The sequence below is a fragment of the Ruegeria sp. CG4 genome, from assembly GCF_056537185.1.
On sequence record NZ_JBQFRB010000001.1, the window covers coordinates 348,514 to 374,336 of the forward strand.

At 56.8% G+C, this 25,823-nt stretch carries 24 protein-coding genes and 3 tRNA genes; 13 read left to right on the forward strand and 14 right to left on the reverse strand.

The annotated features are described in order from the left end of the window. Positions 1-336: 336 nt before the first annotated feature. The 4 genes from ACR0J2_RS01690 to ACR0J2_RS01705 all read left to right on the forward strand — a co-directional run bounded on the left by ACR0J2_RS01690 (position 337) and on the right by ACR0J2_RS01705 (position 3,970). Complete coding sequence (locus ACR0J2_RS01690; protein WP_170616796.1) at positions 337-1,338, forward strand: DctP family TRAP transporter solute-binding subunit; 1,002 nt, start codon at positions 337-339, stop codon at positions 1,336-1,338. A gap of 112 nt (positions 1,339-1,450) precedes the next feature. After that, complete coding sequence (locus ACR0J2_RS01695; RefSeq protein ID WP_321253187.1) at positions 1,451-2,128, forward strand: TRAP transporter small permease; 678 nt, start codon at positions 1,451-1,453, stop codon at positions 2,126-2,128. After that, complete coding sequence (locus ACR0J2_RS01700; protein ID WP_321253185.1) at positions 2,128-3,504, forward strand: TRAP transporter large permease; 1,377 nt, start codon at positions 2,128-2,130, stop codon at positions 3,502-3,504. The genes ACR0J2_RS01695 and ACR0J2_RS01700 overlap by 1 nt, the downstream gene beginning before the upstream one ends. Positions 3,505-3,658: 154 nt before the next feature. After that, on the forward strand, positions 3,659-3,970 hold the full coding sequence (locus ACR0J2_RS01705; protein WP_480811496.1) for a DMT family transporter: 312 nt from the start codon (positions 3,659-3,661) through the stop codon (positions 3,968-3,970). On the opposite strand, the gene tpiA is transcribed toward ACR0J2_RS01705, so the two are convergent. Then, positions 3,971-4,720 carry a triose-phosphate isomerase gene (tpiA, locus tag ACR0J2_RS01710; protein ID WP_480811497.1) on the reverse strand — a complete coding sequence of 250 codons (750 nt, stop codon included), beginning with the start codon at positions 4,718-4,720 and terminating at the stop codon, positions 3,971-3,973. Between the two features lie 196 nt (positions 4,721-4,916). Next, positions 4,917-5,282: a HesB/IscA family protein gene (locus ACR0J2_RS01715; RefSeq protein WP_170616808.1), complete on the reverse strand. Its 366-nt coding sequence runs from the start codon at positions 5,280-5,282 to the stop codon at positions 4,917-4,919. 213 nt (positions 5,283-5,495) lie between these two features. Here ACR0J2_RS01715 and ACR0J2_RS01720 point away from each other — a divergent pair, with 213 nt between their 5' ends. After that, positions 5,496-5,834, forward strand: coding sequence for a hypothetical protein (locus ACR0J2_RS01720; RefSeq protein ID WP_480811498.1), 339 nt, complete (start codon positions 5,496-5,498; stop codon positions 5,832-5,834). Positions 5,835-6,070: 236 nt separating this feature from the next. Here ACR0J2_RS01720 and ACR0J2_RS01725 read toward each other — a convergent pair whose 3' ends face one another. The 3 genes from ACR0J2_RS01725 to ACR0J2_RS01735 form a co-directional block, all read right to left on the reverse strand. Further along, the gene (locus tag ACR0J2_RS01725; protein WP_170616812.1) at positions 6,071-6,433 is read right to left on the reverse strand and encodes an SUF system Fe-S cluster assembly protein; all 363 of its coding nucleotides are present in this window, start codon (positions 6,431-6,433) and stop codon (positions 6,071-6,073) included. A 95-nt stretch (positions 6,434-6,528) separates the two neighbouring features. Continuing rightward, entirely contained in the window at positions 6,529-6,807 is a 279-nt protein-coding gene (locus tag ACR0J2_RS01730; RefSeq protein WP_170616814.1) for an NfeD family protein, read from the reverse strand. Then, positions 6,807-7,697, reverse strand: a complete 891-nt coding sequence (locus ACR0J2_RS01735; protein ID WP_170616816.1) for an SPFH domain-containing protein — start codon at positions 7,695-7,697, stop codon at positions 6,807-6,809. Before ACR0J2_RS01735 ends, ACR0J2_RS01730 begins: the two co-directional genes overlap by 1 nt. A gap of 174 nt (positions 7,698-7,871) precedes the next feature. Between ACR0J2_RS01735 and ACR0J2_RS01740 the strand changes: the two genes are divergently transcribed. The 3 genes from ACR0J2_RS01740 (at position 7,872) to lon (ending at position 12,600) form a co-directional block, all read left to right on the forward strand. Further along, a complete protein-coding gene (locus tag ACR0J2_RS01740) occupies positions 7,872-8,783 on the forward strand; it encodes a nucleoside hydrolase (RefSeq protein WP_480811499.1) in 912 nt (303 codons plus the stop codon). Positions 8,784-8,847: 64 nt separating this feature from the next. Next, complete coding sequence (gene tgt, locus ACR0J2_RS01745) at positions 8,848-9,978, forward strand: tRNA guanosine(34) transglycosylase Tgt (protein WP_480811500.1); 1,131 nt, start codon at positions 8,848-8,850, stop codon at positions 9,976-9,978. 213 nt (positions 9,979-10,191) lie between these two features. Continuing rightward, positions 10,192-12,600, forward strand: a complete 2,409-nt coding sequence (gene lon, locus ACR0J2_RS01750; RefSeq protein WP_170616822.1) for an endopeptidase La — start codon at positions 10,192-10,194, stop codon at positions 12,598-12,600. Between the two features lie 98 nt (positions 12,601-12,698). On the opposite strand, the gene ACR0J2_RS01755 is transcribed toward lon, so the two are convergent. The 3 genes from ACR0J2_RS01755 to ACR0J2_RS01765 all read right to left on the reverse strand — a co-directional run bounded on the left by ACR0J2_RS01755 (position 12,699) and on the right by ACR0J2_RS01765 (position 15,421). Continuing rightward, entirely contained in the window at positions 12,699-14,285 is a 1,587-nt protein-coding gene (locus tag ACR0J2_RS01755; protein WP_480811501.1) for an APC family permease, read from the reverse strand. 180 nt (positions 14,286-14,465) lie between these two features. Continuing rightward, positions 14,466-15,185, reverse strand: coding sequence for a VPLPA-CTERM sorting domain-containing protein (locus ACR0J2_RS01760; protein ID WP_480811502.1), 720 nt, complete (start codon positions 15,183-15,185; stop codon positions 14,466-14,468). 161 nt (positions 15,186-15,346) lie between these two features. Beyond that, positions 15,347-15,421, reverse strand: a tRNA-Val gene (locus ACR0J2_RS01765). A 222-nt stretch (positions 15,422-15,643) separates the two neighbouring features. On the opposite strand from ACR0J2_RS01765, the gene ACR0J2_RS01770 reads away from it, so the two are divergent. The 3 genes from ACR0J2_RS01770 (at position 15,644) to uvrA (ending at position 18,875) form a co-directional block, all read left to right on the forward strand. Continuing rightward, a tRNA-Asp gene (locus ACR0J2_RS01770) sits at positions 15,644-15,720 on the forward strand. 45 nt (positions 15,721-15,765) lie between these two features. Next, positions 15,766-15,842 (forward strand) — tRNA-Asp (locus ACR0J2_RS01775). A 174-nt stretch (positions 15,843-16,016) separates the two neighbouring features. Further along, positions 16,017-18,875, forward strand: a complete 2,859-nt coding sequence (uvrA, locus tag ACR0J2_RS01780; RefSeq protein ID WP_480811503.1) for an excinuclease ABC subunit UvrA — start codon at positions 16,017-16,019, stop codon at positions 18,873-18,875. Between the two features lie 15 nt (positions 18,876-18,890). Here uvrA and ACR0J2_RS01785 read toward each other — a convergent pair whose 3' ends face one another. The 5 genes from ACR0J2_RS01785 to ACR0J2_RS01805 form a co-directional block, all read right to left on the reverse strand. After that, positions 18,891-19,214 (reverse strand): hypothetical protein, encoded by a 324-nt coding sequence (locus tag ACR0J2_RS01785; protein ID WP_170676923.1) that lies wholly within the window; start codon positions 19,212-19,214, stop codon positions 18,891-18,893. A 108-nt stretch (positions 19,215-19,322) separates the two neighbouring features. Continuing rightward, positions 19,323-20,195 (reverse strand): 3-hydroxyisobutyrate dehydrogenase, encoded by an 873-nt coding sequence (mmsB, locus tag ACR0J2_RS01790; protein ID WP_480811504.1) that lies wholly within the window; start codon positions 20,193-20,195, stop codon positions 19,323-19,325. Between the two features lie 2 nt (positions 20,196-20,197). Then, positions 20,198-21,238: an enoyl-CoA hydratase/isomerase family protein gene (locus tag ACR0J2_RS01795; protein ID WP_480811505.1), complete on the reverse strand. Its 1,041-nt coding sequence runs from the start codon at positions 21,236-21,238 to the stop codon at positions 20,198-20,200. Positions 21,239-21,245: 7 nt separating this feature from the next. Next, positions 21,246-22,388 carry an acyl-CoA dehydrogenase family protein gene (locus ACR0J2_RS01800; protein WP_480811506.1) on the reverse strand — a complete coding sequence of 381 codons (1,143 nt, stop codon included), beginning with the start codon at positions 22,386-22,388 and terminating at the stop codon, positions 21,246-21,248. 123 nt (positions 22,389-22,511) lie between these two features. Further along, on the reverse strand, positions 22,512-23,627 hold the full coding sequence (locus ACR0J2_RS01805) for a carboxylate-amine ligase (RefSeq protein WP_170616837.1): 1,116 nt from the start codon (positions 23,625-23,627) through the stop codon (positions 22,512-22,514). A gap of 143 nt (positions 23,628-23,770) precedes the next feature. Between ACR0J2_RS01805 and ACR0J2_RS01810 the strand changes: the two genes are divergently transcribed. Together ACR0J2_RS01810 and ACR0J2_RS01815 are read left to right on the forward strand one after the other, a co-directional pair. Further along, positions 23,771-24,622, forward strand: coding sequence for a class I SAM-dependent methyltransferase (locus ACR0J2_RS01810; protein WP_480811507.1), 852 nt, complete (start codon positions 23,771-23,773; stop codon positions 24,620-24,622). A gap of 71 nt (positions 24,623-24,693) precedes the next feature. After that, a complete protein-coding gene (locus ACR0J2_RS01815) occupies positions 24,694-25,173 on the forward strand; it encodes a fasciclin domain-containing protein (protein WP_170616841.1) in 480 nt (159 codons plus the stop codon). 51 nt (positions 25,174-25,224) lie between these two features. Here ACR0J2_RS01815 and ACR0J2_RS01820 read toward each other — a convergent pair whose 3' ends face one another. Further along, on the reverse strand, positions 25,225-25,809 hold the full coding sequence (locus ACR0J2_RS01820) for a L,D-transpeptidase (RefSeq protein ID WP_170676933.1): 585 nt from the start codon (positions 25,807-25,809) through the stop codon (positions 25,225-25,227). Between the last annotated feature and the right edge of the window lie 14 nt (positions 25,810-25,823).

Below are 25,823 nucleotides of genomic sequence, written 5' to 3' on the forward strand. Positions count from 1 at the left end.
GCGGTTATGCGCCCTTGGCGGAGTATCCCGCCCCAAGGGGGCTGCTACCGGTGCGAATCTCCGGGTGTTTGATTCGGAACTCGTGAGTCGCCGTAGTGCGGAAATCCGCACAGTGCGCCAAAGGCCTGTGCGGATTTCCGCACATGGCTTCTTGGGGATCCTGAGATCTCAGGTATTAAGCTCACCTAGGTAGTTGATAAAAAACAATAAAATATCAATATAACAGCCATGAAACAAAAAGTTGTGAGAAGAGATCTGATTCGGTTCACTTCGCGTCATGGGGCGCTGCAAGAGTGCCCGATGAAGGGTTCTAGGAAGTCTGGGAGGACAATACAGATGAAAATCCTGACAACAGCTGCAACCGCACTTGCGCTGACTGTGACGGCTACTGCCGGGATGGCGGCGTGCGAAGATGGCGAAATTGTCGTTAAGTTTGCACACGTGACCAACACCGACAAGCATCCGAAAGGCATCGCTGCCTCGCTGCTGGAACAACGCGTCAACGACGAGATGCAGGGCGTCATGTGCGTGGAGGTCTATCCGAACTCCACGCTCTACAATGACGACAAGGTTCTTGAGGCGATGTTGCAGGGCGACGTTCAATTGGCCGCGCCGTCGCTATCGAAGTTCGAAAAGTTCACCAAACAGTTCCGCCTGTTCGACCTGCCGTTCATGTTCAAGAATATCGACGCCGTGGATGCCTTCCAGGCCTCGGCGGACGGTCAGGCGATGAAAGACAGTATGCAGCGCCGCGGCCTGCAGGGTCTGGCCTTCTGGCACAATGGCATGAAGCAGATGTCGGCGAACAAACCGCTGGTTGACCCATCTGATGCGGATGGCCTGAAGTTCCGGGTTCAGTCCTCGGACGTTCTGGTTGCGCAGATGGAAGCCATCGGTGGCAGCCCGCAGAAGATGGCATTCTCGGAAGTTTATGGCGCGCTGCAGCAGGGCGTTGTGGACGGACAGGAGAACACCTGGTCGAACATCTACGGCAAGAAGTTCTTCGAGGTGCAGGACGGCATCACCGAGACCAACCACGGTATCATCGATTATCTGGTGGTGACGTCGGTCGACTGGCTGGACAGCCTCGAGCCGGAAGTGCGTGATCAGTTCCTGACCATTCTGAGCGAAGTGACCGAGACCCGGAACAAGGAAGCCTTTGCCGTGAACGAAGCGGCCAAAGCCTCGATCACGGACGCCGGTGGAATTATTCGCGAACTGAACCCTGAACAGCGTCAGGCCTGGGTCGATGCGATGAAGCCCGTTTGGGACAAGTTCGCTGACGATGTAGGTCAGGAAAAGATCGACGCCGCTCAGGCAATCAACGCCGGGTTCTGATCCCGGTCAAGGCCGCGCGTCAGGGGACTGGGGAGTTATCGACGCGCAGGCCGGGCGGGCCGAAAAGGCCCGCCCCAATCCTTCTCAACAATAAAAATGTGGGGACAGATAGATGTCTGGTGCGAAATCCGGCCATGGCGGGCTGGTCGACCATATCGAAGAAACCATGATTGCGTTGCTCCTGGGCCTGATGACGGCCGTCACATTTGCAAATGTGATCGCGCGTTTCTTCTTTAATTCGAACATATTGTGGGCGCTTGAACTGACAGTGTTCATGTTTGGCTGGCTGGTGTTGCTTGGCGCATCTTATGCGGTGAAGAAGCACGCGCATCTGGGGGTCGACGCCATCCTGAACATGCTGGCCCCGGCGCCGCGCCGGATACTGGCGCTGATCGCCGTCGCCTGCTGTCTGGTGTTTTCGCTGCTGCTGCTGAAAGGGTCGTATGACTATTGGGCCGTGTTTGCCGACCTGCCGCCCACATCCGGACGCTGGTTCCCGACAGGGTTCGATAGCGGAGCGCGCAGCCAGAGTTTCTACGAGGTTGACGATATCCCCATGGTCGCGCCGCTGCGCTTTCTTGAGGGTCTCATCAACTATGGCGAGGAATACGAGAAGCTTCCCAAGGTGGTGCCCTATTTGGTGTTGCCAGTTTCCATGCTGCTGCTGGTGATCCGCTTTTCGCAAGTCGCAGTGCAGATCTGGCGCGGTGAAACCGACCGTCTGGTCGCCAGCCACGAAGTCGAGGACGAGATCGAAGAAGTCCGGGCTCAGCAAGGAGAGCATGACTGATGGATGTAGTTCTTCTTTTCTCGATGGTCATTGGCCTGCTGCTGATCGGTGTTCCGATCGCGGTGGCACTTGGCCTCAGCTCGACCCTGTTCCTGCTGATCTATTCCGACAGTTCGCTCGCTTCGGTTGCTGGTACGCTGTTTGAGGCGTTCGAGGGGCACTTCACTCTGCTCGCGATCCCGTTCTTTATCCTGGCGTCGTCCTTCATGACGACAGGGGGCGTGGCGCGCCGGATCATTCGCTTTTCGATTGCCTGTGTGGGCCATTTGCCCGGCGGGCTGGCGATTGCGGGCGTTTTTGCCTGTATGTTGTTTGCAGCCTTGTCGGGGTCATCCCCAGCAACGGTGGTCGCAATCGGTTCGATCGTTATCGCAGGAATGCGACAGGTTGGGTATTCCAAAGAATTCGCGGCCGGTGTGATCTGTAACGCAGGAACCCTGGGTATCCTGATCCCGCCTTCGATCGTCATGGTGGTTTATGCAGCGGCAGTCGAGGTTTCGGTCGGCCGTATGTTCCTGGCAGGCGTCATTCCGGGCCTGTTGGCCGGTTTGATGCTGATGGTCGCAATCTATGTGATGGCGAAGGTCAAGAACTTGCCCAAGGGCGACTGGAAAGGCTGGGGCGAGATATTCGCATCAGCGCGTGAAGCTGGTTGGGGCCTGTTCCTGATCGTGATCATCCTGGGCGGCATTTACGGCGGTATCTTCACGCCGACCGAAGCTGCAGCGGTGGCCGCGGTTTATGCGTTCCTGATCGCCTGCTTCGTCTACAAGGACATGGGGCCGCTTAGCAGTGAGGGTGACGCGCAGAATATCTCGCTGTTGAAGAAACCCTATGCACTGGTCACGGCGCTCATTCACCCGGATACCAAGCACACGCTGTTCGAGGCTGGAAAGCTGACCGTCACACTATTGTTCGTGATTGCCAACGCACTGATCCTGAAACATGTGTTGACCGACGAACAGGTGCCGCAGCATATCGCCAGCGCAATGCTGTCTGCGGGCTTGGGGCCGATAACGTTTCTGATTGTGGTCAACGTGATCCTTCTGATCGGTGGTCAGTTCATGGAGCCCTCGGGCCTGCTCGTCATCGTTGCGCCGCTGGTGTTCCCGATTGCCATCGAGCTGGGCATCGACCCAATCCATCTGGGCATCATCATGGTGGTGAACATGGAGATTGGAATGATCACGCCACCGGTCGGCCTGAACCTGTTCGTGACCTCGGGCGTTGCGGGAATGCCGATGATGGGTGTCGTGAAGGCCGCGCTGCCATTCCTTGCGGTGCTGTTCGTCTTCCTCATCATGGTGACGTACATTCCGTGGTTGTCGACCTTCCTGCCCAATACCTTCATGGGGCCCGAAATCGTGACCAATTAGACAGCGTCTACATGACAACGCAAAAACCGGGCGGCGCAATCCGCCCGGTTTTGTCTTGAAGAACCGAATTGAGTGATTATCTGCCGCTCAGAGGACGACCTCCCCCAAAATGGGAAATTTTCCGGGACGACCCGGGCAAAACGAGGTCTCTTATATGCCCTGGATCATTCTCTTAACTGCCGGACTGCTTGAAATCGTCTGGGCCTTTGCCATGAAGCAATCGGCCGGTTTTACCCGGTTTTGGCCCACCGCGATTATGGGCGTGTCGATGTTGGGCTCGTTCGCCCTGCTTGCGCTGGCAATGCGGACGCTGCCATTGGGCACAGCTTATGTCGTCTGGACAGGGATTGGCGCCGTTGGCGCGTTTCTGGTCGGTATCCTGTTTTTGGGCGAAGCGGTAACCGCCGCGCGCATTTGCGCGGCGGTTTTGATCGTGGCGGGGATGATCACGATGAAGCTTGCCTGATCAGGCGTTTTCCAGTGCCTCGATGATCCCCGAGAAATCGGCGGCTTTCAGACTTGCGCCGCCAACCAGCGCACCATCGACATTGGAGACGGCGAAAATATCTGCTGCGTTGCTAGGCTTTACCGAACCGCCATAAAGCAACCGGACCGAGCGCCCGACACCTTCGCCAAAGCGGCGCTCCAGACGCGCGCGGATAAAGTCGTGAACCTCTCCAATCTCGTTCAGAGTGGGTACTTTTCCGGTTCCGATGGCCCAGATCGGCTCGTATGCGACGATCAGGTTTTCACCGGTCGACTGATCCGGAATGGAACCCGACATCTGGCCGCCAATAATATCAAGCGTATTGGCGGCTTCGCGTTGTTCCAGACTTTCACCAACGCAGATGACGGTTTTCAGACCGGCGTCCATCGCGACGCGGGCTTTGGCGCGAATGTCCTCATCCTGTTCGGAATGATCCTCGCGTCGTTCCGAATGCCCCAGAATGACGGTTGTTGCGCCAGCGTCGACCAGCATGTCGGCGCTGATATCGCCGGTGTGGGCGCCGTTCGGGGCCGCGTGGCAATCTTGGCCGCCGATAGTAATGCCGGTTCCCTGCGTCGCCTGCGCGGCGCGGTGAACCAGTGTGGCCGGAGGGCAGATCAGAATATCGACAGTTGGGGCAGGGTGGGTGCTGGCCAGCACCTCAAGCTCGCCCAGCGCTTCGCTGGTTCCGTTCATTTTCCAGTTTCCAGCCGCCAGCTTGCGCCGCATCCCTGCACCTCTTCATTTTGACATCATTTCATTTTCGGATAGCACCCCACGCCCCACCTGACAATTCCGCGCAAGGGGTGCTGGTCGGTCAATCGCCGGAAATTCCGTCTGCGCCAATACATACGGCGCGCCTGATCAAAAGGTGGCCGGAAACCCGGGAGCTTTGGGGAGAATGTTGATGTGACGCACAAACGCCTTATCGCTGTTCAGTCAGCGCCTCGTCGAACTTGATCGACTCGCCGCAGCCGCATGCATCGACAACATTTGGATTGCGGAACTTGAAGCCGGACTCCAATAGAGTGACTTCGTAGTCGATCTCGGTCCCGAACAGGAACATTTGCGCCATGGGCGCAATCATGACCCGTGCACCGTCCTGTTCGACAACCTCGTCGTTAGGGTCCGCCTGATCCACATAGTCCATGGTATATTCCATGCCGGCGCATCCGCCTTTTTTCACGCCAATGCGCAGCCCGGCATGTCCGGCCGAGGCCATCAGACGAGCAATTTGCTCGGCCGCCTTGGGCGTCATGGTTACAGCCTGTTTGCCAGGAATGCCAAACATCAGGGGATCTCCGTCGTCGCGTTGACACTAATTTAGGGCTTTTGATCACCGGGCTCAAGTGAGCGCGGCCTATGATTGCGAAGATTTGCTTTGAAACAGCCGGTTTGCGGGCACCGGTCGCCTTGCACCAGCGCGGCTGGCCGGATTAGCCTGATCCGGAGGGGCAACAGATATCGGTCCTTCGGCGCAACAACAATCACGAGGTTTGCAAATATGGCATTGCGGTCAAAATATCTGAAATCAAATGCGCCGCTGGCGCTGTTGGGGGTGAGTTTTACTGTTTTGGCTGGCACTGCCTGGGCTGCGTCGGACGGGCCCAGACACCCTGTCAATTGCGCAACCGCCGAAGGCGATCTGCGCGCGATTGCGTCAGAAAAGAAGCATGCCGAAGACAAGCAGTTGGAAAGTGTGGCGGCAATTACGCCTGCGGGCGCATTACTTGGACTGGTAACCGGCACCGAAGGCAAGAGACTGCAAATGCTGTCCGGAGATTACGTCAAGCAATTGGATGATAGGGCAGCAGAGATCAAATCGACCTGCGGAAATCAGTAAATTGCAGTTTACCCTGAACGTTCTGGACCGCCCTCGGGCAAGAGCGGTCCAATATTCGGGCCGGAGATTTAAAGGAGGGCAAGCGATCCAGCAGCCCGTGCGAGCGACAAATGGAATGCACTTATTCGTCGACACACCGATTTGTTGCGCAGGTGTATGAAAGTTTTGCTACAGCCGTGTAACAGTTGGATGACTTTTTGACGACAACAGATTGTTTTTTGAAGATAATTTTCTGGTCACATAAATCCGAGTTCCAGTCGGGCCTCGTCAGACATCATTTCCATTCCCCACGGTGGTTCCCAGGTCAGTTCAACGTCAACTTCCTTGATGCCGGCAACCGGTTCAACGGCTTCGACAATCCAGCCCGGCATGTCTCCGGCGACGGGGCAGCCCGGTGCGGTCAGGGTCATGATGACTTTGACTGCATTGTCCTCGGCAATCTCGATTGTGTAGATTAGCCCAAGATCATAGATATTCACTGGAATCTCAGGATCATAAACCGTTCGGCATGCCTCGACCACGGCCTCGTACAAGGGGTGTTCGATGGTCGAAGGGGCAATCAGCGGCGTGCCTTCAAACTGTTCACTGGGATGCGTCATTCTTGCCTCGGGTTTGTTACCTGAGAAAATATATAGGGAAAGGCCGGACCAGCGTCCAGTGCGGCAATGGCGCCCGCCTTGGGCGCCACCCCCGTTCAGTCATTGATATCGTGGTTGAACGTTTTGACCTGACCATGGGGCAGCGCGAATATGCGCCGAAGAACCAGCCAGGACACCAGCGACAACACCGCGAAGATCAGCAACAGTATCGGCAGCGAGGGTGTAAGCCCCGGCAAAATCAGCAGGATACCCGTGATTGCGGCACCGATGGCAAAGCCAAGAAAGATGAAACCCGGCAGCACGATTTCAAGGATTCCCAAGGCCAATGCGGCGGCCATCCAGATCCACCAGGTCAGCCAGAAGGGATCCGCCATCATTTTGCTCCTTTCAGCATCTTGAACGCATCACCGAAAGCCTCAAGGGCGTTTGCCGGCACGACGATCGTCTGTTTTCCGGTCCCGTTGCCCAATGCGTTAAGCGATTCGACCTGTTTCAGAGCGACCTGATACTGAGCGGCCTCGATACCGTTGTCCTGAATTGCCTTGGCAACGACACCGGTCGCATAAGCCTCGGCTTCGGCTTGAATACGCCGGGCCTTGGCGGTTTGTTCCGCCGCATAAAGTTCGGCATCTGCCTGCAGTTCAACAGCGCGTTTCATGCCTTCGGCTTCGGTTACCTGAGCCCGGCGCGCGCGTTCGGCGTTCAGCTGCTGCAGCATGGCGTCACGGGTCGCTTGGTCCAAATTAACGTCCAGAATTTCGGCGCGGGTCACTTCGATGCCCCAGTCATCGACGGCTGTTTCGACACTTTCCTGGATTTGGGAGATCAACTGGGCGCGGTTCGACTGTACTTCATCCAGATCCATTTTGCCGATCTCGGCGCGCACGATACCTGCCACCGTGGTCGCAATCGCACCGTCGACGTCACGGATTCGGTAGACTGTCTTTTCAGGCTCAAGAATGCGGTAGAACACCGATGTATCGATCTGGACCAGAACGTTATCCTTGGTGATTGCATCCTGCGTCGCGTTTGGAAGCTGACGTTCAAGAATGGATATCTTGTGGCGCGCAACATCCAGGAAAGGAACGATAAAATTGATCCCGGGTCCCAAAACCGAGTGCAGCCGACCGAAGCGTTCAATCACGAACTTTTCGGATTGAGGGACGATCTTAATGCCCTTCAGGATGACGATTACGATTAGGGCCGCCGCCAGCAGGTAAATGATGTTCGATGAAAGCAATCCGATGATCTGATCTTCGGTCATTTCTGTCCTCTTTATTGTGTACTATGGTATACACTTGGGGGTTGAGTCGCCCGATTTCAACTCTGGTATGGACAGATTGGACTCGGATGCAAGCCAGTGAAGGCGTCGAAGTTCGAGGGAAAACAACAGATGTGTCCGCTTTGCATCCCGTCCTGATTGCGGTATCGGGCGCATATGAAACTGATTATCGACACAGATCCGGGAATCGACGATGCGATGGCTATTGCCTACGCCGCCGCCGCGCCGGAAATTGACCTGATTGGTCTGACGACCATTTTCGGAAACACGCATGTGCATCAATCCAGCCGTAATGCGCGGTTTTTGCTGCACAAACTCGGCCTTGATGCTGCAGTCGCGGAAGGCGCAGCCTTTCCGCTTGAGACGGACGCACATGTTCCGTCCGAACATGTCCACGGGCCGGAAGGGTTCGGAGACCTGACGGAAATCCCGCAGATCGGCGAAAACCATCCCCTGCCAGCGGCAGAATTTCTGGTCGAAATGGCACGCGAACACAAAGGCGAACTGGTCGTTTGTGCGGTTGGTCCGTTGACCAACATCGCCGATGCGATGCGCTTGGACCCGGAGTTTTCCCAAAATCTGGGTCGGCTGGTGATCATGGGGGGCGCCGTGTATTGCCCCGGAAACATCACCGCCCACGCAGAAGCCAACATTTACCACGATGCCCGAGCGGCGGATTTCGTTTTTGCGGCCCCCCCGAATACGGTTCTGGTTGGATTGGACGTCACGCTGAAGACCCTTTACCGGGGCGCGGACTTCGATGCGCTGGCCGAAAGTTCCCCAAACATGGGCGTCTTTTTGCGCGACATTTCAAAGTTCTACCTTAAGTTCTATAAGGAAGTCGGTGGGCTGGAAGGATGCGGGTTGCACGACTCGACCGCCGTAATTGCATGCTCTCACGAACCGATGTTCGACACGGTCGAGACAGGCCTGCGCGTGATCGTCGGTGGGGAGGAAAACGGTGCCACGCGGCCGGATCCCTCGCGTCCCGCAATTCGCGTTTGCAGGGATGTCGACGGCGAAGGCGTTGTGGCGTTGTTCACGGAGCGCGTTGTCACTTTGCCCTGACGGGTTGCAAAGGGCAGGCGGATCAGGCAAATCCTGCCCGGTTCAGCGACCCCGAGGCGACACAATGACAGACCGTTTTTCCTTTGATCTGAAGGCCACCGACGGCAAGGCCAGAACCGGTGTGATCCATACCCCGAGGGGTGAGGTTCGCACGCCTGCTTTCATGCCGGTCGGGACAGCCGCGACCGTCAAGGCGATGATGCCGGAAAGCGTGCGCGCGACGGGGGCCGATATCCTGTTGGGCAATACATATCACCTGATGTTGCGCCCCACCGCTGAGCGGATCGATCGCCTGGGCGGATTGCATAAATTCATGAACTGGGAGCGGCCAATTCTGACGGACTCGGGTGGATTTCAGGTCATGTCGCTGGCCGGGCTGCGCAAGCTGACGGAAAAAGGCGTGACCTTCAAATCCCATGTCGACGGATCAAAACATGAACTGACGCCCGAGCGGTCAATGGAAATCCAGCGGCTCTTGGGATCGGACATCGTCATGTGTTTCGATGAGTGCCCAGCGTTGCCAGCCGATCGGGACCGCATCGCAGAATCCATGCGCCTGTCGATGCGATGGGCCGATCGGTCGCGCGAGGCGTTCGGAGACCGTCCTGGCCATGCACTGTTCGGGATCATGCAAGGCGGGCTGGAACGCGACCTGCGCGAGGAAAGCGCCGAGGCATTGAATAAAATCGGCTTCGAAGGCTATGCCGTCGGCGGTCTGGCCGTGGGCGAGGGGCAGGAAGCCATGTTCGACTGCCTTGAATACGCGCCGGACTATCTTCCCTCGGACAAGCCCCGTTACCTGATGGGGGTTGGCAAGCCTGACGACATCGTGGGTGCCGTCGCACGCGGGATCGACATGATGGATTGCGTGCTGCCGTCGCGGTCTGGGCGAACAGGGCAGGTTTTCACCCGTCGCGGTGTGGTCAACATCAAGAATGCCCGTCACGCGGACGACCCGCGCCCGCTGGATGAAGCTTGCAGTTGCCCGGCCTGTTCAAACTACTCGCGCGCTTACCTTCACCATGTTTTCCGTTCGAACGAGATGATTTCGGGGATGCTGCTGACATGGCACAATCTGCACTATTTTCAAGAGATTATGCAGGGAATGCGAGACGCGATTTCCGAAGGTCGGTTTGCGGCTTGGCAAGGCGACTTTCACGCGCAGCGTGCGGAAGGGGATATTGAGCCTGTTTAGGCGGCAAATCCGGTTGGGTTTCAACAAAATTCGTGGATATGTCCGCGCAACGCCTTGCAGTCGGTAAATCATCCGGTCATTCTGATTGCCGACAAACGGCGATGAGGTTGAAAACAGGCGGTCCGCGCCCCACCTTTATCGTCCAAGACAGGAGATGGCCAAAGGTTGCCTTTCTAGGGACCAGTGCCGTCTTGCCAATGATAAGGATTGAGCATGCAAGAGCCTCTGAATTCCTCATACCCCGTACTGCCTTTGCGCGACATCGTGGTTTTTCCGCACATGATCGTGCCGCTGTTCGTGGGGCGGGAAAAATCCGTCCGTGCACTGGAAGAAGTGATGCAGGACGACAAGCAGATATTGCTGTCCAGCCAGATTGATCCGGGTGATGACGATCCCACCATCGAAGGGATTTACCAGTCCGGTGTTCTGGCGAACGTTCTGCAACTGCTGAAGCTGCCCGATGGCACCGTCAAGGTGCTGGTTGAAGGGCAGGCGCGCGTGCAGATCACCGAATTTCTCGAAAACGACGATTTCTTCGAAGCCCGTGCGGAGTATCTGACCGAGATACCCGGCGATGTGACCACGACCGAGGCGCTGCTGCGCACCGTTGCGGACGAGTTCGAGCGCTATGCCAAAGTGCGCAAGAACATTCCCGAAGAAGCGCTTGCAGCAGTTGGCGAGACAACTGAGCCCGCCAAGCTGGCTGACCTCGTGTCGGGTCATCTGGGCATTGAAGTCGAGCAAAAGCAGGAGTTGCTGGAAACTCTGTCCGTCAGCGAACGGCTCGAGAAGGTCTACGGCCTGATGCAGGGCGAAATGTCGGTTCTGCAGGTCGAGAAAAAGATCAAGACCCGCGTCAAATCCCAGATGGAGAAGACGCAGCGCGAATATTATCTGAATGAGCAGATGAAGGCCATTCAGAAAGAGCTTGGCGATGGCGAGGACGGTAGCAACGAGGTTGCCGAACTGGAAGCCAAAATAGCCGAGACCAAGCTGTCGAAAGAGGCGCTGGAAAAGGCGGAAGGCGAGCTGAAGAAGCTCAAGAACATGTCGCCGATGTCTGCCGAAGCGACCGTTGTGCGCAACTATCTGGACTGGATACTATCGCTGCCTTGGGGCACCAAGTCCCGTGTCAAAAAGGATCTGGGCCGGGCGCAGGATATTCTGGATGCCGACCACTATGGGCTTGAGAAGGTCAAGGAACGGATCGTCGAGTATCTCGCGGTGCAGCAGCGCTCGAAGAAGCTGAAAGGCCCGATCCTGTGCCTCGTTGGCCCTCCGGGTGTGGGTAAGACCTCGCTTGGTAAATCCGTTGCTAAAGCCACGGGGCGCGAGTTCATTCGCATCTCGCTGGGCGGTGTGCGCGATGAATCCGAGATCCGCGGTCACCGTCGGACCTATATCGGCTCGATGCCCGGCAAGATCATCCAGGCGCTGAAAAAGGCGAAGACCACGAACCCGCTTATCCTGCTCGACGAGATCGACAAGATGGGGCAGGACTTCCGTGGCGACCCGGCTTCGGCAATGCTGGAAGTGTTGGACCCGGAACAGAACAGCACGTTCATGGACCATTATCTTGAAGTGGAATATGACCTGTCGAACGTGATGTTCCTGACTACGTCGAACAGCTACAACATGCCCGGGCCTTTGCTGGACCGGATGGAGATCATCCCGCTGGCCGGCTACACCGAAGAGGAAAAGAGCGAGATCGCCAAACAGCACCTGATTGGCAAACAGGTCAAGAACCATGGTCTGAAAACCAAGGAGTTTGATCTGACCGACGAGGCGCTCCAAAAGATCATTCGCATCTACACCCGTGAAGCCGGGGTGCGGAATCTGGAACGTGAAATCGCCAAGGTGGCGCGGAAATCGCTGACCAAGATCATCAAGAAAGAGGCTGAATCCGTCACGGTGACGCCGGACAATCTGGATGAATTCCTGGGCGTGCCGAAGTTCCGCTATGGTCTTGCTGAACAGGACGATCAGGTTGGTGTTGTTACCGGTCTGGCTTGGACCTCGGTAGGGGGTGATCTGCTGCATATCGAGGCGCTGAAACTGCCCGGCAAAGGGCGGATGAAGACCACCGGCAAGCTGGGCGACGTGATGAAGGAATCCATCGACGCGGCCTCGTCTTATGTGCGGTCGATTTCACCTCAGATCGGTGTGAAGCCGCCCAAGTTCGACACGTTGGATATTCACGTGCACGTTCCGGATGGGGCAACCCCCAAGGACGGTCCTTCGGCCGGTTTGGCGATGGTAACGTCGATCGTATCGGTCCTGACCGGAATTCCAGTGCGCAAGGACATTGCCATGACGGGCGAGGTGTCGCTTCGCGGGAATGCAATGCCGATTGGCGGTTTGAAAGAAAAGCTGTTGGCTGCCCTGCGGGGAGGCATCAAGACGGTGCTGATCCCGGAAGAGAACGAGAAGGATCTGGCGGACATTCCGGATAACGTAAAGGAAGGCCTTAAGATCATTCCGGTCAAGCATGTCTCGGAAGTTCTGGAGCAGGCACTTGTTCGCGCGCCAGATCCCATCGAATGGGACGAAGCGGCCGAGGAAGCAGCGGCAGCCGCCGCCAAGGCACCCGAAAGCACCGGACCGTCGGCGACTGCACATTAAGTTACCGGAAGTCAGGGCCGGGATACTGGCCACCTGAGAGAATATGGAGAAGCCTGCGGCAATTGCGGCGGGCTTTTTCATTTGGGTCACTCGGTTATTCAGAACCCGATAACGGGTTCCTTGGGATCCAGTATTTCTTCTTCGGCGATGTATTCCTGAAACTTTTCAGTGGATAGGGCTGAACGGACGGCAAGACTGAAGATCACGGCGGAAAACAGGATACACAGCAGAATATCCCAACCAAAGGGGATCTGCTTTTGCGCGCCTTCGCCGAATTGCCCAAGGAAAGAGATCAGCCCGATACCGGCAAAATAAGGCGCCAGCCACAAGGCTTCGGTCACGTCCATTTCGTCCAGACGGTTGCGGAACCGCAGCAACAGAAGAACCATTCCAACGATCAATGCAATGCCAAGGCGCCAGACCGTGTCCCAACCGCTCCAGTAGACGACCAATGTGGCAACGGCAAAGGCCGTGACGGCGACCACCTTGACGGCCGGGATGCGGATCGAACGCGGGTGATCGGGCATGAGGTGGCGCAAGCAGACCACGGCGATTGGGCCGACGGCGAATGACAGGACGATGGCCGCTCCGTTCAACGCGATTACTGTGGCGAAAGGTACGGTCAGCAGGAAGAGCGTTCCGATCAGAAAATTCAGCGCCAGTGCCCAAAGCGGCACGCCGAACGAAGACAGCATTTGCAGGCGTTGCGGCAGGAAGCCGTTTTTGGACAACGCCATGGCAATACGCGCGTTCGAGCCAGTGGCCACCAATCCGTTGCCAAAAGGTCCGATTACCGAGCCGATGTTGAGCAGGCTGAGAAACCAGATGATCCCCACGGACATGATTATTCCGTCCAGCGGACCCTGACCGCCAAAGTTCAATTGTGCCCAACCGTTTTTCAGCATTTCGGGATCAAGCGCGCCGATGAATGCGATCTGAAGTCCCAGATACAGGGCCGCGCACAGAACGATGGATAGAACCAGGGCTGCGGGGATGGAGAATTTGGGGTTTCGAACTTCACCAGCCATGTCGACGACGTGGCGAAATCCGATGAAAGAGAATATCACGCCTCCGGTCGACACCGCTGCCATGATGCCCTGTAATCCATAGGGCGCAAAACCACCTGGCTGAGTGAAGTTTTCGGTGTTGAACCGTGTCGTGATCAGCAGGATCGACAGAACGATAGGGATAGCGATTTTGGCCCACGTCAGCGCAGCGTTGACCTGCGTGAAAAACTTCACCCCCAATGCGTTGACCGCGACGAACAGAAGCATGAAAACCAGTGCAACCGCGATGCCAGCCCCGGTCAGATCGCCGGTATCCGCAGCATGCAGCCAGGGCGCATAGGGCGCGAGGTATTTCAACATTGCCTCAACTTCGATTGGTGCGGTGGTGTTATATCCGATCCAGGCTGTCCACCCCATGGCCATCGAGACTATGTTGCCATGTGAAAACTGAGGCACCCGTGCAATTCCACCGGATATCGGCAGCATGGCCGAGATTTCGGCAAATGTTATGGCCAGAACAAACATGGCAACCGCGCCGATGATCCAGGACAGGATGGCCGCAGGACCAGCGTGCTGCACGGCCAACATAGGCCCGAACAGCCAGCCCGAGCCAATAATGCCTCCAACCGAAATGAACGTCAGGCCAACAAGACCAATATCGCGCTTCAATTCAGCCATAGACAACCCTGAAAACAATGCCCGGAAATACCGATCAATTCCGGTCAGGATATGCGGGGGGATCGCGCTGTGACAAGCTTGCTCTCGAGCAACCCTCAATCAGCTCAACTTGTTGGTATTGAGGCAGTTCTGGCGGCACGCGTAAGCCAGCCTTGGTGTCACCGGGCTCCCAGCCAGACTCTAGTAGGCGGTTATTCTACGTCGCCTGATTCCAAACAGCCCAGCTATTGCGCCTATCAGTAGTAGCCCGCTGGCGGGCAGGGGAACGGCTGATACTTTTAGATTGTCCACCCGATAACTGGCACACCAATCGTTACACCAAACCGTGTTGGGTCCGAACGGGTCGTACAAGTCATTCCAATAGGGGCCACTGATCGGGTTGTTCACGGTAAGTATCAACCGATCGATATGAGAGAACCCGCTAGATAACCTAAGCTTCTTTAGTTTCGGTATGACACTGTCCGACGTAAGTTGTGTCTGCGTCGGGCCGATCGACTGCGTAGCCACCGTAGCCCCGTTTCGCACTCCAGTGAAAGTCAGAGTTGCCACCGGCGCAATTCCTGACGTTGCCCACTGGAAGTAGGCTTGGCTGTTATCGTCTGCCGGTCTAGGCCCCGATCCCGACATGAAAATCCGCAATGCGCCCCAAACATCAATAGATTTTGCCGTGAATGTTGTTCCGCTTATGGCTCTGATTTTTGACGTCAGAATGCCACTATCGGAATGCAGGTACAGGTAGTTCCCTCCCAGATAGGTCGTGCTGTAATCGTAGATGAACCCGTTGGACGTCGCAGGTCCACCACCCGCATTGGGATAAACCGGGTTGTGATCGAACGTAACCGTCAAAGCACTGGCTGCATTGGCCAAGCACACGGCTAACGCCGCAAATATATGTTTCATCGCAATTCCCTCTATCAATGTCTGCAGATTAGATAGCGAAGTATCACTTTGCAACTGATCGTAGAGGCGGTTCTTTTAGAGAAATGAGGCTTGGACGCCTGGCCGCGTTTTGGCTTCTGGCACCCATTCCTGTCGCCAGATCCGACAAGTCATTGAAAAGATGGTGGGTGATAAGAGATTTGAACTCCTGACATCTTCGATGTGAACGAAGCGCTCTACCACTGAGCTAATCACCCGTGAGGCCGCCTCTTACAGTGTGTCAGTCCGGTTCGCAAGATCAGATGCAGGTGGCGCAGAAACTTTGCTTGCCCTTAGCGCTTTTCACGCAGAACCCGGCGCCTGTTCAAAGGGTGGGTTCGGGAAAAAATCAGGATAGGGCAAAAAACTTGAAAACGCCGCTTGACGATGCCGGGGCGTGGCCATAATACACCCCAACGTTCAGAGCGAACGGGCAGCGGGCGGTTGTAGCTCAGTTGGTTAGAGTACCGGCCTGTCACGCCGGGGGTCGCGGGTTCGAGCCCCGTCAACCGCGCCATCGCTGCACTCCTTGGTCCAGGGCAAAGGCCACGAAAATAGATGCGCGGTTGTAGCTCAGTTGGTTAGAGTACCGGCCTGTCACGCCGGGGGTCGCGGGTTCGAGCCCCGTCAACCGCGCCATTTCCCTGATTTCGTAGATTGACCGAAAACAATTGCCCATTGGGGCGATCGACATGGGGCTAATGTCAGGAGTTGTCGGCAATAATCCGACTGTTCACACTTTGTTCTAACTTTTGTGTTGGAGACTCAGCCTGGCTCGCCTATTTCTAGGACACTTGTCTGTTGGGGGCCGAAATGGCTGAGCTGAAGAATATCGAGGTGCGCGGCGCGCGCGAGCATAACCTCAAAAGTATTGATGTTGACATTCCACGGGATCAGCTTGTGGTGATTACAGGTCTGTCTGGTTCGGGCAAGTCGTCGCTGGCCTTTGATACCATCTATGCCGAAGGTCAAAGGCGCTATGTCGAAAGCCTGTCCGCTTATGCGCGCCAGTTTCTGGACATGATGGAAAAGCCCGACGTTGACCATATCAGCGGCCTGTCCCCGGCGATTTCCATCGAGCAGAAAACGACGTCGAAGAACCCACGCTCCACCGTTGGCACGGTCACCGAGATCTATGATTATTTGCGACTGTTGTTCGCGCGTGCAGGAACGCCCTACAGCCCTGCCACGGGTCTGCCCATTGAAGCGCAGCAGGTGCAGGACATGGTCGACCGCATCATGGCGATGGAGGAAGGGACGCGCGGATACCTTCTGGCACCCATCGTGCGGGACCGGAAAGGGGAGTACAAAAAAGAATTCCTCGAACTGCGTAAGCAGGGCTTCCAGCGCGTCAAGGTGGACGGGGAGTTCTATGAACTTGATGAGCCGCCCACTCTGGACAAGAAGTTTCGCCATGACATCGACGTCGTAGTCGACCGTCTGGTTGTACGCGAAGGGATGGAAACACGTCTGGCCGACAGCCTGCGGACTGCGCTGGATCTGGCCGATGGAATCGCGATTCTGGAAACCGCGCCGCGCGAAGGAGACCCCGAACGTATCACTTTCAGCGAGAATTTTGCCTGTCCGGTCAGTGGCTTCACGATCCCCGAGATCGAGCCGCGCCTGTTCTCGTTCAACGCACCTTTTGGGGCATGCCCGGATTGCGACGGTCTGGGGGTCGAACTGTTCTTCGATGAGCGTCTCGTGGTGCCGGACCAGACACTGAAACTGTATGATGGTGCACTGGCGCCGTGGCGAAAGGGTAAATCGCCGTACTTCCTTCAAACCATCGAAGCCATCGCCCGCCACTTTGAGTTCGACAAGAACACCCCATGGAAAGACCTGCCGGAGAAGGTGCAGCAGGTGTTTCTTCGGGGGTCGGGCGACGAGGAAATACAGTTCCGTTACGACGAAGGTGGACGGGTTTATCAAGTGACTCGCAGTTTCGAGGGCGTAATTCCCAATATGGAACGCCGTTACCGCGAGACCGACAGCGCCTGGATCCGTGAAGAATTCGAGCGCTATCAGAATAACCGCCCCTGCGGGACATGTGATGGCTACCGTCTGCGTCCCGAAGCCCTGGCCGTCAAAATCGCGGGCCTGCATGTTGGGCAGGTGGTTCAGATGTCGATCAAGGAGGCTCTGGCCTGGATCGAGGATGCTCCGAACCATCTGAACACGCAGAAAAACGAGATAGCGCGCGCAATTCTGAAGGAAATCCGCGAAAGACTTGGATTCCTGAATAATGTTGGTTTGGAATACCTTACGCTGTCACGTTCAAGTGGAACCCTGTCTGGTGGCGAAAGCCAGCGGATCCGGTTGGCCAGTCAGATCGGTTCGGGTCTGACAGGGGTTCTGTATGTGCTGGACGAGCCGTCAATCGGGTTGCACCAGCGCGACAATGACCGTCTGCTTGGAACGCTCAAGAACCTGCGCGATCAAGGGAATACCGTGATCGTTGTTGAGCATGACGAAGAAGCCATCCGTGAGGCTGATTACGTTTTTGATATTGGTCCCGGCGCCGGTGTGCATGGCGGGCAGGTCGTAAGCCAGGGAACACCTGCGGAAATTACGGCGGATGCGGCCTCGATCACGGGGCAATATCTGGCCGGAACGCGCGAGATCGCAGTGCCCGCTGAACGGCGCAAGGGCAACAAGAAGAAGGTGTCGGTGGTCAATGCGACCGGGAACAACCTGAAGAATGTGACGGCTGAGTTTCCTTTGGCCAAGTTTGTCTGTGTGACCGGAGTTTCCGGCGGCGGGAAATCCACTTTGACCATTGAGACGCTGTTCAAAACGGCGTCGATGCGCCTGAATGGCGCGCGCCAGACACCTGCGCCGTGCGAGACGATCAAGGGACTGGAGCATCTGGATAAGGTCATCGACATCGACCAGCGACCCATTGGGCGGACTCCGCGTTCAAACCCAGCAACTTACACGGGGGCGTTCACCCCGATCCGCGACTGGTTTGCCGGTCTGCCCGAGGCCAAGGCACGAGGGTACAAACCGGGACGGTTCAGCTTCAACGTCAAGGGAGGTCGGTGCGAGGCCTGTCAGGGTGACGGGGTCATCAAGATCGAGATGCACTTCCTTCCGGATGTCTACGTGACCTGTGAAACCTGCAAGGGTGCGCGGTACAACCGCGAGACACTGGAGATCAAATTCAAGGGCAAGTCCATCGCGGATGTTCTTGATATGACGGTGGAAGACGCGCAGGACTTCTTCAAAGCTGTGCCTTCCATTCGCGACAAGATGGACGCACTGGCGCGGGTTGGTCTGGGTTATATCAAGGTCGGACAGCAGGCCACCACGCTTTCGGGTGGTGAGGCGCAGCGGGTCAAGCTTTCAAAGGAACTGTCCAAACGTTCGACCGGGCGGACGCTGTATATTCTGGATGAACCGACCACCGGCCTGCACTTTGAAGATGTCCGTAAGCTTCTGGAAGTACTGCACGAACTGGTAGATCAGGGAAATACGGTCATTGTGATCGAACACAACCTGGATGTGATCAAAACCGCCGATTGGATCATCGATATTGGCCCGGAAGGTGGCGATGGCGGCGGACAGATTGTTGCCGAGGGCACACCCGAGCAAGTTGCGGAGTGTGAGGGCAGCCATACCGGGCATTACCTCAGGCCGATGTTGAATTTGGACCGGGTCGCTGCAGAATAACGGCCCGTCGGTTTCCTAGTACAGGATATCCGCCACGGCGCCGATCAGGTTGAGAACTTTCCGCGTTTCAGGATCGATTCTGTAGACATAGTCGCCGGCGCGAACGTAATTGCCGCCTCGTTTCAGGCCGTATCGATAGGGATCGTCGATCCAGACATAGTCCCGTTCGATACGGTCGCCCGTCCGATATAGGTTTTTGACCTGTCCTGGTGGCACGCAGGGGACTGCCTTTTTGGCCAGACCGGGCGGGCAGTGCCCGGCCTTTCCGTTGCCAGCTTCGACTGCAGCCGTACTGATCACCAGCAAAGCGATGGATCCAAAAGTTCTCAGAGTCTTCATCGACGGCTCCTGCAATTATTCTGCACTGGTTTTAGCACGTACAGACCGGGACAAAGAAGTGACGACAAACAACTATTTTCGGGTCAGCAAAAAACTGCTTTACGCGCCTCAGCTCCGGCCTCTCTTTTCAAACCGGGGCAGCATGGCGGAAAAGTCTTTTCCCAACCCATCTTCAGCTTCGACAAATTGTTCATACAAAGCCGTTGCAGCCTGGCCCATGGGTGTGTCCGCATCCGACCCTTCCGCGGCCTGCTGGCTAAGGCGTAAATCCTTCAGCATCAGTTCAGCAGCAAAACCTGGTTTGTAGCCGTTGTCGGCGGGACTGGTGGGACCAACGCCGGGGGCAGGGCAATAGGCGTTCATTGTCCAGCTATATCCGGACGATGTACTGACGACATCAAACATCTTTTGGCGATCCAACCCCAGCTTGTCGGCCAGTGCAAAAGCCTCACAGGTCGCGATCATGGTGACGCCGAGGATCATGTTGTTGCAGATCTTTGCCGCCTGACCCGCGCCGGAATCGCCACAATGAACGGCCTTCTGGCCCATGATGTCGAACAGCGGTTCAGCCGTTGCAAACGCTTCTTCCGAACCACCTGCCATGAAAGTCAGCGTACCAGTCGCGGCGCCCCCAATACCGCCTGAAACCGGAGCGTCGACGGCTCTTAACCCGGCTGCCAGGGCCTGATCCGCCACAGCGCGCGCGCTGTCGACGTCGACGGTTGAGCAATCAATCCAGGTGGCGCCTTTCTGCATGGCCGGAACAATCTCGTCCGCGACAGATCGCAAGATCTGACCGTTTGGAAGCATCGTAATTGCCACGTCTGCTCCGGCGACGGCCTCGGCCCCGGAAGATGCCATGGTGACGCCTTCGACCGTGACGTCTGCCATGTCAAAGCCAACCACGACATGCCCGGCCTTCGCCAGATTGGCGGCCATCGGTGCGCCCATGTTGCCAAGGCCGATAAACCCGATTTTCATCCTTATTCCTCCTCGAATGTCAGTGCGTCCGCGCCCAGTGGTTGCAGCATTTTCGAAACAGCGACTGCGGGTACGGTTTGATCCGCAAAGCTCCACCTAGGATTGCGGTCCTTGTCTATGATCTGCGCGCGAATGCCTTCCAGAAAATCCCCGTGTTCCATGGCGCGGAACGTAAACCGGAATTCCAGTTCCAACGCTTTGCGTATTGTCAGCGATGGCCCACGCAATCGATGCAGCATTTCTACGTAACAGGCCATCGACAAAGGTGAATGCCGTCCGAGTGTGGCCAGAGTTTTGGTGGAGAATTCCGGATCAGCGTTACGCAGATTGGTCAGGATGTCGCCCAGCGCCTCGCCCGAGAATATGTCATCGATCACAGGTTGGTCCTGCTCCAATGTACTCTCCGGCGGAGTCTGCGCGTGTTTGGCCAGTATCTCGGCATCACCAGAGGCTTCGAGCAGCTCCATGAGATCGGACCATTGGGACTGCGGGATATAGTGATCGGCAAATCCGGCATAAATCGCATCACCTGGCCCCATGCGTCGTCCGGTTGTTCCCAGATATTCACCTAACCGGCCGGGTGCCAGGGCCAGCATCAGCGTGCTGCCGACGTCCGGAACCAGTCCGATGGAGCATTCAGGCAATGCGATCTGCGCGGTCTCGCCCACGATCCGGTGACTTCCGTGGCACCCGATGCCAACACCGCCGCCCATTGTGAAACCCTGCAGAAAGCTGATCACCGGTTTGGGGTATTCGAAGATCAGGGCATTCAGCCGGTATTCATCGCGCCAAAAGGTTTGACCATAGGCGAAATCGCCTTTCATGCCCGTTTCATAAAGCTCGGCGATGTCACCTCCGGCGCAAAAGGCCTTGTCGCCTTCGGCATCAATAATGATCAGGTCAACCGAGTCATCTTCGCGCCAGTTCCGCAGGGCGCTGTCTATGGCCATGCACATGTCATAACTAAGCGCGTTGAGCGCCTTGGGCCGAGTCAATGTGATGCGCCCGGCGCGGCCTGTCACACGGATGTCGATATCTGGCATTTGATCCTCAGCGTTGGGCAAGCATCTGGCGGGCAACGATCACGCGCATGATCTCGTTGGTGCCTTCCAATATCTGATGCACGCGCAGATCACGCACAAGCTTTTCGATCCCGTAATCGGCCAGATAGCCGTACCCGCCATGCAACTGCAGACATTGATCGACGACTTTTGATCCCGTTTCGGTAACGAACTTTTTAGCCATCGCGCAGAACTTGCTGGCATCGGGCGCGCCCTGATCCAGCTTCCACGCGGCCTGCCGCAAGAAGACGCGCGCGGCCTGCAGTTCGATCTCCATATCGGCCAGCCGGAACTGCAGGGCCTGAAACTGGTCGATGGATTGACCGAATGCTTTACGCTCGGACATGTATTGCAAGGTCATATCCAAGCCGGTTTGCGCCGCACCCAGAGAGCAGGAGGCGATATTCAAACGCCCGCCGTCCAGTCCCATCATGGCGTATTTGAATCCGTCACCTTCGGTGCCGACCAGGTTCCCCGATGGTATCTTGCAGTCATCGAACTGCACCTGCGCCGTCGGCTGGCTTTTCCAACCCATTTTCTGCTCAAGCGCCCCGAAGCTGAGACCGGGCGTACCGTCTTCGACATAAACGGTCGAAATCCCCTTGGGACCATCCTGACCCGTGCGCACCATGCAGACATAAGCATCAGAGTAGCCACCGCCCGAGATAAACGCCTTGGTGCCGTTCAGCGTGTAACCTTCGTTTGTACGCTCGGCGCGGGTTTTGAGAGCTGCAGCGTCCGAGCCCGAGCCGGGTTCGGTCAGGCAGTAGCTGAGGACCGTATCAAGACTGAGAACCTGTGGCATGATACGTGATTTCAGCTCGTCACTGGCGAAACTGTCCAGCATCTTTGCGCACATGTTGTGGATCGACAGGAAGGCTGCAACCGACGGGCAGGCCATGGACAAAGCTTCAAAAACCAGCGTTGCATCCAGCCTGCTCAGACCCGATCCTCCTGCGTCCTCAGAGACATACAAGCCACCGAAGCCCAGTTCGCCGATCCGGGGCCAAAGGTCTTTGGGAATGGTTCCATCCGCCTCCCATTGCCGCGCAAACGGAGCGATGTTTTCCTGCCCAAATGCATAGGCCATGTCGAAGATAGCTGTCTGTTCCTCGGTCAGCGCGAAATCCATGCCAATCCTTCCCGTCGATGCTGAATTGAACGATTGTTTATTTCCCAATCGTTACAGAAATTTTGCACGATCAGCAATCACGGGAAGTAAGGTTATGGTATTGATCGGCCCGGGTGCGCGATATCAGAGATCTTCGTGGAATTCCTCGATCAGGTGCTTCACGACCGCCTGACCGGGATCGTCCCCTTTTGCCACGGCCTCGGCGTGTACACGGCGCTGGCGTGTGGCGGACGTTCCGTTTTCCGCAATTTGCCGCAGGCGGGCCAATTCGGTCATCGTGCCCAACGCCTCGGTATCTTCCGCCAGCATTCCCATCAGTTCACCAATCAGTTCAGGCATTGGCTTGATTGAACGGTCGCCAAAATCGATCAGCCCCTCGCCAACGCCGTACCGTTGCGCGCGCCAGCGGTTTTCGCCGATGAGGAACCGGTCATAGTGACGCCAGCGCAGGTTGCGGTCTTTCAAACGACACAGCATCCGGGTCAGCGCCTGGATCATCGCAGCCAGCGAAAGGGCGTGTTCCAGCCGGGGCTGCACATCCATGATACGGGTTTCCAACGTCGGAAACCGATGCGAGGGGCGCAGGTCCCACCATATCTTTGAGGTGTCTTCGATGACGCCGAGTTCCACAAGGATTCCTGTCGTACGCTCGTATTCAGCCCAACTGGCCGGTACCGGAGGCAATCCGGTTCGGGGCAGGTTGTCGAACACGGTCAGCCGATAGGAGGACAACCCTGTGTCTTCACCGCTCCAGAACGGAGAGGACGTGGAAAGAGCCAACAGGTGCGGCAAAAAGTAGGACAGTTGTGGCATCAGGTCGGCACGCAACGCTTTGTCTTCGACGCCGACGTGAACATGCATGCCGCAGATCAGCATGCGTCGCGCAACACCTCCAAGGGCATGTTGCAAGGCGTCATAGCGATCCTTGCGTGTGTGATGCTGGTCTTTCCACTTTGCAAACGGATGGCAGGATGCGGCAATCGGGGCAAGATTGTATTCAGCGGCGCGTGTGGCAACGCAGGACCGCAACCGCTTGAGGTCCTCACGGGCCGCGCCAATCGTGGCATGAGGGCGGGTTCCCACCTCGATCTGGCATTGCAGGAATTCAGGGCTGACCTGACCTTCAAAATCGGCCTGGCAAGCATCCATCAAAGCGGCAGGTGCTTCGGACAATTGCAGGCTGTCGCGGTCCACAAGCAGGTATTCCTCTTCAATACCCAGCGTGAATTCCTGCTGCATGGCGGCCCTCCGGTCTTTATGTTCACGCCAGTGAATACGGAATTTGCCCTTTTGCCAAGTGTTTGCCGCGCAGGTGCTTGCGAAGCCTTGGTCGGCACAGGTAAGGAGCGGGGAGTGTTCAACCACGGATCGGAGACGGCGGCGTGAAACCCAGGAAATTCCCGCGGGCCAATGCAATTTTGGATCGCTTCGGCGTCAAGCTGATCGACAAAGTCACTGAACGGGATGAGCGCGCCCGACTCGAAAGCTTTGAACGGGCAGGCGGATTGGAACGCCCTGCATATGCCCTTTCTCCGGGAATGGACGGGTTTGATGTCGGCCCGCTGGTCGAGGAATATCACGCACATGCCGATGCGCTTGCGGCATTGAAGGACCCGTCGCGCAACAAGACCGGCTATCGCATCGGGAACGGATACTATGACAGCCCGGATGCGGACGCGCTTTATCTGATGATCCGTAGATTCAAGCCGAAACATGTGATCGAGGTCGGGTGTGGCAATTCAACCCGCGTCACTCGACAGGCGATCATTGATGGCGGGCTGAACACCCGCATTACGGCAATCGATCCGTATCCGAGGGCGGATATTGCGCATGTCGTGGATGATTTTGAACAAAAACGACTGGAAGATGTCGATCCGGCGCTGTTTGAAAACCTGCAAGAAGGCGACGTTCTTTTCATCGATTCCAGCCATGTGGTCCGCATGAGCAACGACGTCGCGCATCTGTTCTGTCGCATCATTCCGGCCCTGAAACCAGGTGTCGTCATCCACGTGCACGATGTTTTTTTGCCCTACGAATACCCCACTCGTTTCTTCTATGATTGCCCCGGATGGGGCGAACAGTACATGCTGCACGCATTGCTGCAATCTGGTTTGTATTCAATGCTTTGGCCGGGATATTACCTTCAACGGGAACGCCCGGACGCGGTCGAGGCCTTGCCATTCCTGAAGGATGGCCGGGCGCAGAGTATTTGGGTTCAGCTCAGAAAATCTTGACTTCAAAGTGATCCGCCACGCCGGGGCTGCCGTAACCCTTTCCATAACAAGCTGGAGAGGAGATGACAGCCATGTTTCGCCGCACATTCCTGGGCGCTGCCGCCGCGATTGCACTGACTTTGCCAATGCAGGCTCGTGCCGGGTCCGATATTGTTGATACCGCCGTCTCGGCCGGATCATTCACCACTCTTGTCGCCGCAGTTCAGGCTGCAGGGCTGGTTGACACTTTGAAAGGCGACGGACCTTTCACTGTTTTTGCCCCGACCGACGAGGCGTTTGCGGCATTGCCCGAGGGTACCGTTGAATCGCTTCTTTTGCCTGAAAACAAAGACCAGTTGGTATCCATCCTGACCTATCACGTGGTTCCGGCCAAAGTGATGTCAGGGGACATTGCAGGTAAGCGCGCGAAGGTGCTGACCGTTCAGGGCGACCGCCTTAGCGTGAACGCCAAAAACGGCGTCAAAGTTAACGGTGCCAAGGTGGTGCAGGCTGATATCGAAGCCAGCAACGGCGTGATCCACGTTGTCGACGCGGTGATCCTGCCTGAATAAGTTTCCCAACGAAAACGAAAAAACCCCGGCCTTGAGGCCGGGGTTTTTTCGTCAGATCAGTCTGACTTGTGTGCCGATCTGGACCAGCGGGTACAACTGTTCGACATGCTGATTGTACAAGCCAATGCAGCCGGACGAGCTTTGGCGACCGATTTTGCGCGTATCATGGGTTCCGTGCACCAGATAGGCAGGCCAGCCCAGATACATTGCGCGGGTTCCCAGCGGATTGCCCGGGTCGCCACCTTCCATTCGCACCGGTAGGTTCGGGTCCCGCTCGCGCATAGATGCTGTCGGGGTCCAGCTGGGGTTTTCCCGCTTGCGCACAACTTCGGTATACCCGCGTTTGGTCAATTCCTCGCTCATCGGAACCGAGCTGGGATAGAGTTTATAGGTCCCATCCGGGGCCCAGTAGTGAACGGCGCGGCTGGTAATATCGGCCAGCAGGCATCCGACGCCCAATTCATTGAAGTGATCCTGCCAGTTCTGCTGCGAGAACGAGGATACATTGCGCCGCACCGGCAACTGCGTGCTGATGGCTTCTTCTTCCTGCGGAAATGCGTCAAGACTTTGCGCGCGTACCAGGGCAGGCGTCGCCAGAAAGGTCGCTGCGCCCAGCAATGCAGAGCGGCGGGTCATGCGGGGATTTGACA